Source organism: Dactylosporangium vinaceum, from assembly GCF_019904175.1.
GTDB lineage: Bacteria > Actinomycetota > Actinomycetes > Mycobacteriales > Micromonosporaceae > Dactylosporangium > Dactylosporangium vinaceum.
Window position 1 is genome coordinate 10934166 of record NZ_CP061913.1, and the last position, 12815, is coordinate 10946980.

The 12815-nt window shown below is 71.9% G+C and carries 11 protein-coding genes and 1 tRNA gene; 2 read left to right on the top strand and 10 right to left on the bottom strand.

The features are described 5' to 3' along the window. The first annotated feature begins 693 nt into the window (after positions 1-693). Positions 694-1476 carry an SGNH/GDSL hydrolase family protein gene (locus tag Dvina_RS49130; RefSeq protein WP_223098842.1) on the top strand — a complete coding sequence of 261 codons (783 nt, stop codon included), beginning with the start codon at positions 694-696 and terminating at the stop codon, positions 1474-1476. Between the two features lie 1749 nt (positions 1477-3225). Here the strand turns inward: Dvina_RS49130 and Dvina_RS49135 are convergent. The 3 genes from Dvina_RS49135 to Dvina_RS49145 all read right to left on the bottom strand — a co-directional run bounded on the left by Dvina_RS49135 (position 3226) and on the right by Dvina_RS49145 (position 4492). After that, positions 3226-3546, bottom strand: coding sequence for a hypothetical protein (locus tag Dvina_RS49135; RefSeq protein ID WP_223098845.1), 321 nt, complete (start codon positions 3544-3546; stop codon positions 3226-3228). Continuing rightward, complete coding sequence (locus Dvina_RS49140; RefSeq protein ID WP_223098848.1) at positions 3546-4304, bottom strand: Bax inhibitor-1/YccA family protein; 759 nt, start codon at positions 4302-4304, stop codon at positions 3546-3548. The genes Dvina_RS49135 and Dvina_RS49140 overlap by 1 nt, the downstream gene beginning before the upstream one ends. A gap of 107 nt (positions 4305-4411) precedes the next feature. Beyond that, positions 4412-4492: transfer RNA gene (locus tag Dvina_RS49145), tRNA-Leu, on the bottom strand. Positions 4493-4640: 148 nt separating this feature from the next. Between Dvina_RS49145 and Dvina_RS49150 the strand changes: the two genes are divergently transcribed. Then, positions 4641-6347: a hypothetical protein gene (locus tag Dvina_RS49150; RefSeq protein ID WP_223098851.1), complete on the top strand. Its 1707-nt coding sequence runs from the start codon at positions 4641-4643 to the stop codon at positions 6345-6347. Here Dvina_RS49150 and Dvina_RS49155 read toward each other — a convergent pair. From Dvina_RS49155 to Dvina_RS49185, 7 genes are all read right to left on the bottom strand, one after another. Next, positions 6344-7696, bottom strand: coding sequence for an NAD(P)/FAD-dependent oxidoreductase (locus Dvina_RS49155; protein WP_223098853.1), 1353 nt, complete (start codon positions 7694-7696; stop codon positions 6344-6346). The genes Dvina_RS49150 and Dvina_RS49155 overlap by 4 nt on opposite strands. A gap of 129 nt (positions 7697-7825) precedes the next feature. Beyond that, on the bottom strand, positions 7826-8401 hold the full coding sequence (locus Dvina_RS49160; RefSeq protein WP_223098855.1) for a hypothetical protein: 576 nt from the start codon (positions 8399-8401) through the stop codon (positions 7826-7828). Continuing rightward, positions 8398-9729 carry a DUF58 domain-containing protein gene (locus Dvina_RS49165; RefSeq protein ID WP_246655820.1) on the bottom strand — a complete coding sequence of 444 codons (1332 nt, stop codon included), beginning with the start codon at positions 9727-9729 and terminating at the stop codon, positions 8398-8400. The genes Dvina_RS49160 and Dvina_RS49165 overlap by 4 nt, the downstream gene beginning before the upstream one ends. After that, positions 9722-10711, bottom strand: a complete 990-nt coding sequence (locus tag Dvina_RS49170) for an AAA family ATPase (RefSeq protein WP_223098857.1) — start codon at positions 10709-10711, stop codon at positions 9722-9724. The genes Dvina_RS49165 and Dvina_RS49170 overlap by 8 nt, the downstream gene beginning before the upstream one ends. Beyond that, a complete protein-coding gene (locus Dvina_RS49175) occupies positions 10708-11373 on the bottom strand; it encodes a hypothetical protein (protein ID WP_223098859.1) in 666 nt (221 codons plus the stop codon). The genes Dvina_RS49170 and Dvina_RS49175 overlap by 4 nt, the downstream gene beginning before the upstream one ends. Further along, the gene (locus Dvina_RS49180; RefSeq protein WP_223098861.1) at positions 11363-12106 is read right to left on the bottom strand and encodes a DUF4129 domain-containing protein; all 744 of its coding nucleotides are present in this window, start codon (positions 12104-12106) and stop codon (positions 11363-11365) included. The genes Dvina_RS49175 and Dvina_RS49180 overlap by 11 nt, the downstream gene beginning before the upstream one ends. 15 nt (positions 12107-12121) lie before the next feature. After that, positions 12122-12814, bottom strand: a complete 693-nt coding sequence (locus Dvina_RS49185) for a uracil-DNA glycosylase (protein ID WP_223098863.1) — start codon at positions 12812-12814, stop codon at positions 12122-12124. Position 12815: the final 1 nt, after the last annotated feature.

Consider the following 12815-nt stretch of genomic DNA (forward strand, 5'->3'; position numbering starts at 1 on the left):
CTGGTCCGCGCGGAAGCTCTCACTGCCCTGGTCCGCGCGGAAGCTCCCGCCGCTCTGGTCCGCGCGGAAGCTCTCACTGCCCTGGTCCGCGCGGAAGTCCCCGCCGCTCTGGTCCGCGCGGAAGCTCTCACTGCCCTGGTCCGCGCGGAAGCTCCCGCCGCTCTGGTCCGCGCGGAAGCTCTCACTGCCCTGGTCCGCGCGGAAGCTCCCGCCGCTCTGGTCCGCGCGGAAGCTCTCACTGCCCTGGTCCGCGCGGAAGCTCCCGCCGCTCCGGTCCGCGCGGAAGCTCTCACTGCCCTGGTCCGCGCGGAAGCTCCCGCCGCTCCGGTCCGCACGGCCGCCGACCCGGTCGATGCCGGCCCCGCTTGGGTCGGTGCAGGCCGCGCTCGGGTCGGTGCGGGCCGCGCTCGGGTCGACGCCGGCCGCGCTCGGGTCGACGCCGGCCGCGCTCAGGTCGACGCCGGCCGCGCTCAGGTCGGTGCGGGCTGCACTCGAGTCGACGCCGGCCGCGCTCCGGTCGACGCCGGGCGCGCTTGGGTCGACGCTGGAGCGGCTGCGGTGCCATCATGAGCGTCCCCCGGAATTCGCCGGTCGTTGTGATGGGGTTCATTCGTCCAGATTTGCCCCTTGTTCGCACCGCCCGGCCCATGATTCGATGGACTGCCGGACACTTGCCGGAACGGAGGTGACGGCGTGGGTGTCGTAAAGCGCCTGGCCAAGCTCACGGGTTTCACGGTGGCCGCCGGTGCGGTCGGCGGGGCCGCCGTCCTCACCGCGCAGGCCGTCGCCGCGCGGACGCGCAACTACGCCAAGCCCGACATGCGCCTGGCGATGCGCTCGTCGATCGGCGGCACCGGCAAGCCCCCCATGCGCCTGGTCCTGCTGGGCGACGCGACAGCACTCGGCGTGGGCGTCGACCGCGTGGCCGACACGGTGGGCGGCCAGCTCGCCGCGCTCCTGGCCGAGGGCTCGGCCGGCCGCCGGGTGGAGCTGTCGAGCGTCGCAGTGGCCGGATCGAGGTCCTCGGACCTGGCCACCCAGGTAGCCCGCGCCCTGGTCGGCCCGGCTCCAGACGTGGCCCTGGTGCTGGTCGGCACCAACGACGTCACCCACCTGACCGGCATCACCGAGGCCGCCGAACACCTGGGTGCCGCCTGCCGCCGCCTCTACGACGCAAACATCCCCGTGGTCGTCGGCACCTGCCCCGACTTCGGCGCCCTGCGCGCCTTCGCCCCACCCCTACGCCAACTCCTGGGCCTACGCAGCCGCCGAGTAGCCCGCCTCCAGGCCGCCGCCGCCGGCGCCGAGGGCGCCGTGGTCGTGGACCTGGGCGCCCGCACAGGCCCAGTCTTCCGAGCCGACGAGGGCACCCTGTGCCACGACGGCTTCCACCCCTCAGCCGACGGCTACCGAGTCTGGGCCCACGCCCTCCTACCCGCCATCGAGGAAGCCGCCACCGTCCGCCGCACAGCATGACCCACTGAGGCCCGCACCAACGCTCCACCACAGCCGCCAGCACCGCCCGGGCTCACCCCACCGCATCCGTGCGCATGCCCTCCTCCCCACCGCATCCGTGCGCACGCCCCTCCTCCCCACGTCGAACAAGCCGCCACCGCGGCGCCGGCGTGCACACCGCGGTCGACACGAACCCGGGCCGGAAGTACAGCGGTCGACGGCGGCCGGTAGCACCGGGTGGTGACGCATTCGAAGGCCGGACTCGGCCCAACTCATGGCGCAACTGATTCCTCACTGCTGCATCCTCTGGCCCGTATTACTCGACCGGTACGCCAATCCGGCTGCGCTATAGGCGTCGCAGTGCGCTAGACGGTCGACAAACGAGCTCCGATCAAACAACGGCAAGTGCTGAGCGCCCCTTCCCAGTTCGTGGTTCGAGAGAAGCGTATGGATCGCGGCGTTAGCCCAGCGTTAAGGATTTTGCTAACGCTGGGTTAACACCGGGGCCGGGATGATAGTCATGTGGCTGGTCAGATGAGTCTGTTCGATCGGGCGGAAGTGGCCTTGATGCGCGATCGGACTCGTGTGCGGAATTATTCTCCGGCGAATGAGGAGTTTCGGCGGGAGCACGCCCGGCATCGGGATTGGGGCTTGGCGCAGCGGCACGCGGCCAAGCTCCGGCGCCTGCGCGACCGCGCGATTCAGGCACCCGCAACGGCCCCCACTCCGCAGCTGACACTCGCGCCGGTCACTCCGGCCACAACCACAACCACCGCTATAGCCCCGGCCGCGCCCGAATCTGAGCACCAGCCGCCCGTCGAACTGGTAACGACTGTCGAACCCGCGCCGGCCGCCGCCCCTGCGCTGACTATCGAGCTCGCGCCGGCTATCCGGCCCGTGTTGGCTGCCGAGTTCGCACCGGCTGCCGCACCTGCGCCGGCTGTCGAACTCCCCGCGCCGAATGCCAAGCTCGCAGCCACTGGCAAACCCACGCACGCCAGTCGCGCCTTGCCCGAGGCTGCACCGGCTGTCGAGCCCGCGCTAACTCGCGAGCCCACACATGTCGGTCGCGCCTTGCCCGAGGTCGCACCGGCTGTCGAGTCCGCATTAACTGGCGAGCCCACGCACGCCAGGCGCTCCTCCCCTAAGGCCCGGGCTGGTTGCCGAGTCCGCGCCAACCGGCTGGTCCGTGTACGCCGGACACGCCCTGCCCGAGGACCGCTGGCTGCCGAGTTCGTGGCGGCTGGCGAGATTGCGCGCATCGGCGCGGCTTGTCCGAGGGCATGCGGGGCTTTCTGCGGCTCTGGTCGCGGCTATCTCGGCCGCCCCCCCCTCGGCCACGAATCTGTGCCGGCCGTCGAGGTATCGCGTAGGTAGAGCCCAGAGGGACGTGCACCGCAGCAGGAAATGTCCCTGCGGGGACAGAGCTGAATAGCGTGGGCCCGACCGTTGTTTGGGGTGCCGTTTGCTCGCGGACTTCATCGGATTTTGGCACCGGAGGGGGTTGGTGGTTATGAAAAGTCGGTTCGGCGCTGGCGCGTTTTGGGTGCTGGGGGCTCGGCGGCTATTCGCTCGCGTATTGGTGGCGGCGATGGCGCGCCTATGGAAACAATGGTGAAGTGTGCGGATCGGCCTGACGATTGGGTGGGCCGAGCTGCGGTTGTAGTGCCCCGGTTGTTCAGCGCCCTCGTGTTGTATTGAGCGCGCCATGCCGCGTTCTGCGCCCAAGAGGAGAACGGAGAAGCGTAGAAACGGGCTCACGGTCGGTGGTCAGCTGAAGGCGCCGCGGAGTGCCGCGATGCGGGCTGCTGCTTCCTGCTGGACTTCGGGTGGGGCGTAGCGGGCCAGGTCGGCGGCTATGACCTGGAGTTGGTCGGGTAGGGCCAGGTCGTTGTCGAGGCGCGGTACCGGTAGCGGCGGGCGGGCCTCGGCCTCGGCGGTGCGGTCGGCCAGCCACTGGATGAGGTCGTGCATGAGGTCGGCGCGGGAGGCCCCGGACAGACCGGACGCCGCCCATCGGGGCGGCGTCCAGTGTGAGACCTGGCCGACCAGCTTGCGCACGGCGGCGCCCAGCTGATCGTTGGTGGGCATCAGCGGCGTAGGTAGCTCAGCAGGCGCAGGATCTCGTAGTACAGGAAGATCAGGCCGACCAGGATGCCGAAGGCGCAGTACCAGGCGTACTTCTCGGGCATGCCGTAGCGGGTGCCCTGCTCGATGGCGTCGAAGTCCAGGATGAACGTCAGGGCGCCGACGCCGATGATGACCAGGCTGAACACGATCGGCAGCCAGCTGACCTGGCCGTTCTGGCTGTACTCGCGCAGGCCCAGGTTGACGCCGAACAGGTAGAACAGCCAGTTGGCGAAGGCCAGGACCATGACGCCGATGAGGGCGCCGATGACGAACTTGGTGAAGCGGGGCGTCGCGCGCAGGACCTTCAGCTTGTAGAGCACCGCCATCACGGCGAAGATGCCGAACGTGCCGATGACGGCCTGCAGGACGATGCCGGAGTAGAAGCTCTCGAACGAGCGGCTGATGACGCCGAGCGCCACACCCTGCAGGACCGCGTAGGGCACGATCACGGCGGGGCTGGTGATCCGGCGGAACGAGATGACGAGGCCCAGGACCAGGCCGGCCAGGCTGGACACGATGGCCGCGAAGAAGGTCAGGCCGCTGCTCGGGGGCAGCAGGATCCACGACGCGGCGCCGACGACGCCTGTCACGGCCAACAGCGCGACGGTGCGGACGACGACGTCGTCCATGGTCATGGCGCGCGTGGGCGCGCCGGTCTCATAACGGGAAGCCCGCGCCGCCTCGCCAAGGCGGGTGAGCACCGGGTTCGAACTCTGCACGATCGGCCTCCATGGGCTCTCATCCACGTGTAGACCCAGAGTACCGCGAAGGAGCGCAAGAGAAACGGGCACCATACAGCGCAACGTGATGGTATGGACAAAACTCGTGCCCGGGGCGGGGTTCGAACCCGCATGCCTTGCGGCAGCCGCTTTTAAGGCGGCCGTGTCTGCCGTTCCACCACCCGGGCGTTGAACGCGATCTCACGGTAGCCCGTCCGATGAACTGTCAACACCGACAACGGGTTGGCCGTTACTGTCGTCCGGGTGACCAGCGGCCCACAGACCGACGAGGCGGGTACTGCTCCGGTTGACCATGAAACACCGGCCAATTCGCCGATGCGCTGGGGACGTCCATGGATTAGCGACGTCGCCGCGTGCGCGTTCATGGTGCTTGTCGCGGCCTTCGTCACCAGGGGCCTGCTGGCCGATCCGGCCGGTCGCGCCCTGAGCCTCAACCCCGGTGACCAGGCACTCGACGAGTGGTTCCTCGCCTACGCCACTCGAGCCTATCGCGGTGACTTCGCCTTCGTGACGGGTGCCCTGAACGCACCCGAGGGCATCAACGTCCTGGGCAACGCCTCGCTCATCGGGCTCGGGCTGCTGTTCGCCCCGCTGACCCTCGCGTTCGGCGCACCTGTGACGTTCGCGGTGGCGACCGGGTTCAACCTCGCGGCCAACGGCGCCGGCTGGTACCTCCTGCTCTCCCGCACCGCCCGCCTGCACCGCCTGGCCGCAGGCGTCGGCGGCGTCTTCTGCGGCTTCGCGCCGGGCATGGTCAGCCAGTCCAACGGCCACCTGCACATGACCGCGGCCTGGCTGGTCCCGGCCATCGTCTGGTGCGTCGTCACCCTCGCCCAGGGGACCCGGACGGTCCAGCGTGGCCTGCTGCTGGGCGGGCTCGTCGTCGCCCAGTTCTTCCTCGGCGAGGAGGTGCTGCTCCTGACCGCCGTCGCGCTCGCGCTGTTCTGCCTCGCCTTCGTCGCGACCTGCCGCCCGATCCCGCGGCACGTCCTGCCGTCGCTGGGCCTGGGCCTGGTCATCGCGGGCGGGGTGGCGCTGGCGCTGCTCGCGTACCCGATCTGGGTGCAGTTCCGCGGCCCGCAGAGTGCCCCCGGCGCCGTGTTCCGGCCGGAGTTCTACTCGGCCGACCTCAAGAGCTTCGCCGCCCTGTCCCCGCTGTCACTGGCCGGCGGCAACGGGGCGACCCGGCTGGCCAGCGGGCCCTCGGAGTACACGGCCTTCTTCGGGGCGCCGGCGCTCATCGCGGTGCTGGGCGCGACGCTGTGGATGTGGCGGCGCCCGGCCGTCGTGGCCTGCACGGTGGTGTCGATCGTGCTGTGGGCGCTGGCGCTCGGGCCGCACATCGTGGTCGGGCACGAGCGGACCGAGCAGTGGGCGCCGTACTCCCTCATCGCCGGCACCCCGATCGTGGAGTGGGCTCTGCCGACCCGGTTCGCCCTGGCCACGGTGCCGCTGCTCGGCTTCGTGCTCGCGTCGGTGGTGCACGCGGCGATCACCCAGACCGAGACCCTCAAGGTGCTCGTGCCGGTCGCGGTCATCGCCGCGCTCGTCCCGCTCGCGCCGCGCCCGCTGCCGACCGCGGACCGGGCCCCCGTGCCGCGGTTCTTCACGGAGGGGTACTGGCGCGGCTACGCCCCGCGCGACGGCACGATCGTCCCGGTGCCGCTACCGGACTGGCGCGACCCCCAGCCGATGCGCTGGGCGGCCGCGACGAACGTGGCCTTCGCGACGCCGCAGGGCTGGTTCATCGGCCCGTACGGCACCGACGGCACGTCGGCCGTCGGTGTCTTCCCGCGGCCGACGTCACAGCTGCTGCACCGCGCGCTCGCCAACGCCAACCCCCCGGCGCTCACCGACCAGGACCGTATCGACCTGCGCCGGGACATCGCCTTCTGGCACGCGTCCTGCTTCGTGCTCGCCGACGGCCAGGCCGAGGCCGGGGCGCTGCACAGCACCCTCGACGCCCTGCTCGGCCCCGGCGAGCACGTGGCCGACGTCTGGGTCTGGCGGGCGCGCGCCTAGGCGGCCTTGCGCTTGCTGTCGAACAGCGGGATCGGCTGTGCGACCTCCACGAACGCCTCCCGCGGCTCGTGCAGCGAGCCCAGCGCCACGACCTCGCGGCGCAGTACGAGCTGCAGCGTCCAGTCGACGAGCACCCGGATCTTGCGGTTCAGGGTCGGGATGCGGCTCAGGTGGTACGTCCGGTGCATGAACCAGGCCGGCAGCCCTCGGACCTTGATGCCGTACACCCGCGCGGCGCCCTTGTAGAGCCCGAGCCCGGCCACCGAGCCCACGTGCTTGTGCCGGTAGTCGACGGGCTCGCGCCCGCGCACGACCGCGGCGATGTTGTCGGCCAGCCGGGACGCCTGGCGCACCGCGTGCTGGGCGCTCGGCGAGCACAGCGCGGCCGGGTCGGACGAGGTCAGGTCGGGCACCGCCGCGCAGTCGCCGGCGCTCCAGGCGCCCTCGACGACGTTGCCGTCGGCGTCGACGACCTGGAGGGTGGGCTTGCAGGTGACGGCGCCGCGCGGGGTGCGCGGCAGGTCGGTCTGCTCCAGCATCGGGTGCGGCTTCACGCCGGCCGTCCACACGATGGTGTCGGCCTCGAAGGCGTCGCCGTCGGAGAGCTTCACGAGGCCGTCGACGCACGACTCGAGCCGGGTGCCGAGGCGGATGTCGATGCCGCGCCGGGTCAGCTCGACGGCGGTGTAGGCACCCATCTCCGGGCCCACCTCGGGCAGGATCCGGTTGGCCGCCTCGACGAGGACGAACCGCACCTCGTCGCGCGGGATCTCGGGGTAGTACCGCAGCGCGCCGCGGACCATGTCCTCCATCTCGGCCAGGGCCTCGACGCCCGCGTATCCGCCGCCGACGAACACGAACGCCAGCGCCCGCCGCCGGGTGGCCTCGTCGTCGGTGGTCGCGGCGACGTCGAGCCGGTCGAGCACGCTGTTGCGCAGGAAGACGGCCTCGCCGATGGTCTTGAAGCCGACCGCCTGCTCGCGCAGGCCGGGGATCGGCAGCGTGCGCGACACCGAGCCGGGCGCGACGACGATGTGGTCGTAGGCGACCTCGCGGGCCGGCCCGATGATCGGCTGGACGATCGCGACCTTCCGGGCGTGCTCGATGCTGGTGACCGTGCCGGACAGCACGTGGCAGCGCTCGAGCTCGCGGCGCAGCGGCACGACGGCGTGCCGGGGTGAGATGTTGCCCGCCGCCGACTCGGGCAGGAACGGCTGGTAGGTCATGTGGGGCTGGGGGTCGACCACTGTGACCTCAGCCTCGTGGAGGTTGAGCTTCTTGGACAGGCGCAGGGCGGCATAGAGCCCGACGTGCCCGGCGCCGACGATGAGGATTCGCTTCGCAGCCACGCCTCAACGCTAGGGACGTGACGGCGCTCTCTTCAGCCTGGTCACGGACAATGTAACGCCCATTACCAAGGGTGTAACCGCCACCACAGCAGGCTCGCGCCCCCCCGGGACCCCCTGCGACGCAGACGGCTACTGGGAGGCCCGGCGGGCGACCAGATACGCCAACGCGCCGGCCGCCAGCACTCCGACCAGTGACGCGGCCAGGAACACCGGGCCCAGCGTCACCTTCACCACGAGCAGCATGACCACGCTGACGAGCGCACTGACGGCCACGACACCCAGCGCCCGCAGCAGCCAGCCGCTCAGCACGCCCGGGGACACGATGGCGTCGTACGGCAGGACGGCGGCCAGCGCGGCCAGTGAGTGCATGAGGTACAGCGTCGTCGACAGCCCGACCAGGTGCGGGATGGAAGGGATGTAGCCGTATACGAACTTGCCGATCAGAAAGCCGAACGCGCACGAGAAGATGGCCAGCCCGACCAGCCGGGTGCGGGTGAAGACGGCGGGCAGCAGCGCCACGATGCCGGCCAGCACGATCCCGGCGAAGTTGCGCATGACCTCGGGCGGGAACGCGAGGACCAGGCTCAGCGCGGCGAACACCGCGATCGCCGCCCGGATCATCAGCGGACCGGCGGCGGCCCGCTCGGCCATGTCGCGGACCCGGCCGACCCGGCCCGCGAAGTAGTCCTGGAGATCCTCGATCATGACGTCGTCACCGTCCGCCCCACCGCGAGGCGGGCCACGCCCCGCAGGACCTCGTCCAGGCTGCCGGCGCCGCCCCAGGCGACCACCGGCACACCGTGCTCGCGCAGCTGGCCGATGATCGCCTCGCGCTCCAGCCGCCACATGCGCCAGGCCACGTCGCCCCACTTGCCTATCGCGCGGACTCGCAGTACAGGGTCCGCGAGCGTGTCGACGGCGACCACGAATCGACCGGCCCGGGCCAGGTTGGCCAGCATCGCCGCGCTGCGCACGTCCAGCAGCGGGGTGAGCACCATGACAAGCGCATTGCCCTGGATCAGCTGCGGCCCGAACGACGAGGGCGGCGGCTCGTCCCCACCCTCGCCGGCCGCCACGTCGAGCAGGAACTCCAGCGTGGTCATGTAGTGCCGGCGACCGCTCGCGGCGCGCAGGTGGCGGACGGTCCCGCCGTACTGCAGCAGCGCCACCCGGTCGCCGCGATGCAGATAGTGCTCGGCGATGCCGGCCGCGGCCCGCACGGTGATGTCGAGCACCGAGGCCCGCCCGTCGATCCCACCCGAGCGGCCCGCCTCGTGCAGCGCGTCGAGGAGCACGACGACCTCGGCATCGCGGTCGGACAGGGTGCTGACCACGTGGATCTCGCGCGTGCGCAGCGAGACCCGCCAGTCGATGCGGCGCAGCCGGTCGCCGGGCCCGAAGCGCCGCACGCCCGCGAGCTCGCCGCCCTCGCCGGGGCGCCGGGAGCGGTGACCACCGACGTGCCCGGCGGCCCGGGGCATGGCCTCGGCCGCGTCGAAGCTCTCGGTCGCCGGGTAGGCCTTCAGCGGCAGCGGTGGCGTCGACACCGCCCGGCCGAGCAGCAGCCCGTCGGAGGCGACGGCGTGCGCGGTGACCGGGCCGAGCGGGTGGCGGCCCCAGCGCAGGACCCGGCCCTCCAGGTCCACGCCGGAGATCGTCCGGCCGTCGACGTTCACCGCGTATGGGCGGTCAGTGTGCTTGAGACGGACCCAGCGCGGTATCACCGAGCGGACCACCACCAGGTCGAACCCGGCCGGGTTGGGGTTGCCGATGTTGATCGTGACACCGAGGTCGGCCCCCTCGACCAGGAACGGCTCCGCGGCCGTCACCTCGACCGTCGGCGCCCGCCGAGGCCGGCGCACCAGCGAGACAGCGGTGCCGATGGCGAACGGCGTGGCGATGACCACCAGGTCGAACTGGCCGGTGAGCACGGCGACGAGCATGAGCACCCCGGCGACCAGCACGGCCCGGCCCAGGGCGCGGGTCGGGTCGAACGCCCGGTCGGGCCAGCGGGTCTCGTTGGACTCAGCCACGCCTTCCGCCGTAGGTCGGCAGCGCCCCGCTGGCCGGGGCCGGCGTCTGGGCCAGCACCTCGCCGACCACCGAGCGCGGGTCGATGCGCTTGAGCCACATCTCCGGCCGCAGCGAGATCCGGTGGGACAGGGCCGGGATGGCGACCGCCTTGACGTCCTCGGGCACCACGTAGTCGCGCCCGCTGAGGGCGGCCGACGCCCGCGCCAGCAGCAGCAGCGCGAGCGAGCCGCGGGGCGAGGCCCCGACCAGCACGTGCGGGTGGACGCGGGTGGCCGCGGTCAGGGCGACGATGTACCGCCCGATCGAGTCCTCCACCATGACGTCCTCGAGCGCACCCTGCATGGCCAGCAGCGTCTCGGAGTCGACGACGGGCTCGAGGTTCGCCTCCTCCTGGCGGCGCGACATCCGCCGGCGCAGCACGTCCCACTCCTCGTCGGCCTCCGGGTAGCCGAACGACACGCGCAGCAGGAACCGGTCGAGCTGGGCCTCGGGCAGCGGATAGGTGCCCTCGTACTCGATCGGGTTGGCCGTGGCCAGGACGTGGAACGGCGCGTCCAGCCGGTAGGTGGCGCCCTCGACCGAGACCTGCCGCTCCTGCATCGCCTCCAGCAGCGCCGACTGCGTCTTCGGCGGCGTCCGGTTGATCTCGTCGGCCAGCAGCAGGTTGGTGAAGACCGGCCCGGCCCGGAACGAGAACTCGTGGTTGCGCTGGTCGTACAGGAACGAGCCGGTGACGTCGGCCGGCAGCAGGTCGGGGGTGAACTGCAGGCGGCGGAAGCCGATGCCGAGCGCCTGGGCGAACGAGCGCGCGGTGAGCGTCTTGCCCAGGCCCGGGAGGTCCTCGAGCAGCACGTGGCCGCCGGCCAGGATGCCGGCCAGGACCAGCTCCAGCGAGTCGCGCTTGCCGACGACCACCGTGCCGACCTGGTCCAGGACCACCTTGGCGATCCGGCCCACCTCGCCCGGAGCGAGCGTCTTCATAGCGCCTCCACCTTCGCGACGATCGATGCTATGTCCTGCGGGCTGGGCACGCGGGACGGCGTGTAGTGCAGCAGCTTCCAGAGGTCCTCGCCGACCAGCTTGCGGGCCTGCTCGGGGTGGCCGGCCAGGGTGATGCCGTGGCGCTGGCGGAGCCGGGCGTCGACGAGGTCGGTGAACCGGGGCACGACGACGGCCGAGAAGCGGTTGGGGTCGCGCTCACCCCAGACGAACCGGTCGTCCCACTTGGCCACGGCCAGCAGGATGCCGTCGCCGGTCGGAATCGCGTCGCGCAGGTCGCGGCGGCCCGGGGAGCGCGGCGGCCCCGGACGCTCCGGGCGCCGGCCGGCCGGCTCCAGGCCGATGCCGGTCACCGTGGCCGGCAGCTCCTCCGAGCGCACCTGCACCAGCATCTCGCGCATGACCTGCACGGCGACGATGGTGAGCAGCATCAGCGGATACGACACCTGGTAGCCGAAGATGTACAGCAGGGCGTAGGCGACGGTGGTCAGCGCGACGGCTACGAAGAGCCGGCGGACCCACCAGCGCCAGTCGAACGGGCGTGCCGGGCGGCGGGCCGGGCGGGGCGGCTGCTCCCGGCGCGGGACGGGCGGGCCGTCGTCGAACAGCTCGTCGAGGCCGACCACCTGCTCCTCACGGGGCACGGCGCTCACCTCCCACCGGCGGTGCGGCCCCGGCGGCCTGACCCGCGAGCTCGGTGCGGATCTGGCGCAGGGCCCCGATAGCGTCCTGGCGTGAGCGCTCGCCGACCGGGTGGGTGGCGTAGCGGGCTTCGCGGTACACCTCAGCAAAGCCTTCGAGTGTCGGGCGGCTCACCTGGTGGGCCGAGAGCAGCCGGGTCACCAGCTCGGTGGGGCTGTCACCGGTCAGGCGCGGGGTGCCGGCGGCCGCGGCGGCCCGCTCCAGGCGCACCCAGCAGGCGATGACGGCCCGGCGGGGATCGGTGTCGGTGTCGCTGAGCTCGACGATGCCGGCCTCGACAGCGGCCATGACCTCCTCGGCCGAGCCCTGGACCATCGGCCGCGGCGCCTCCGGCTCGACGAAGATCCGCGGTTTCTGCTTCGTCGAGCGGTTCGTCACCAGGAACCAGATCAGGCTGCCGACGAGCGCGAGCACGAGCGCCCCGCACAGCAGCGTCCCGCCCAGGATGGCCCAGTCGGGCAGCCCGCCGCCGCCGTCGGTGTTGCTGTCGCCGGCCGGCTCGGGCACGTCCTGATGCTCGGGTGCCAGGACGCTCGGCGTCGGCTCGGGGACAGCGGGCCCCGGCACCGGCACCCGGGTGATCTCGGGCGAGGACATGGACGCGGCCAGGCCGCCGATGAGGAGGACGGCGATGACGCCCAGCACCGGCAACCAGCGGCCGAAGGTGCGGTCCATGAGATCCCGTCGCTCTTAAGTGACCCCGGCGAGCTGCTTCGCCCGGGTGAAGACCTCGTCAAGCATTCCTGGCGTGAGCCGACCGGTAAAGGTGTTCTGTTGACTCACGTGGTAACAACCGAGCAACGCGGGAGCACCTTCGGCCTGCCACAGGGCGCCGTGGCCGAACGGTACCTTCCGCGCCGGTGCTACACCGTAGACGGCGCGGAGGGCAGGCCAGAAGGCGGCCCACGCGAACGCACCGAGCGCGATGACCACGCGCAGGTCAGGGGCGATTTCCCGCAGCTCACGGTGCAGGAACGGCGCGCACGTGTCGCGCTCCTCGGGCGTGGGCTTGTTGTCCGGCGGGGCACACCGCACGGCGGCGAAGATCCGGGTGGCGGTCAGCGTGAGCCCGTCGTCACGGGCCGTGCTCGTGGCCTGGTTGGCCAGGCCGGCCCGGTGCATCGCGGCGAAGAGCACGTCACCGGAGCGGTCGCCGGTGAAGACCCGGCCCGTGCGGTTGCCGCCGTGCGCGGCCGGGGCGAGCCCGAGGATGCCGATGGGCGCCCGGTGCGGGCCGAAGCCGGGCACCGGGCGCCCCCAGTACTCCTGATCGCGGAAGGCGGCCCGCTTGGTGGCCGCGACCTCCTCCCGCCACGCCACGAGCCGCGGGCAGCGGCGGCACTCGGAGATCTCCTGATCCAGCTCGTCGAGTGCGTCTCCCACG

What these genes read in the sequence shown, in the direction of transcription:
- Dvina_RS49135 (WP_223098845.1), bottom strand. Translation starts at nt 3,546, where the DNA reads ATGCCCACCAACGATCAGCTGGGCGCCGCCGTGCGCAAGCTGGTCGGC.
- Dvina_RS49150 (WP_223098851.1), top strand. Translation starts at nt 4,641, where the DNA reads ATGCGCTGGGGACGTCCATGGATTAGCGACGTCGCCGCGTGCGCGTTC.
- Dvina_RS49160 (WP_223098855.1), bottom strand. Translation starts at nt 8,401, where the DNA reads ATGATCGAGGATCTCCAGGACTACTTCGCGGGCCGGGTCGGCCGGGTC.
- Dvina_RS49170 (WP_223098857.1), bottom strand. Translation starts at nt 10,711, where the DNA reads ATGAAGACGCTCGCTCCGGGCGAGGTGGGCCGGATCGCCAAGGTGGTC.
- Dvina_RS49180 (WP_223098861.1), bottom strand. Translation starts at nt 12,106, where the DNA reads ATGGACCGCACCTTCGGCCGCTGGTTGCCGGTGCTGGGCGTCATCGCC.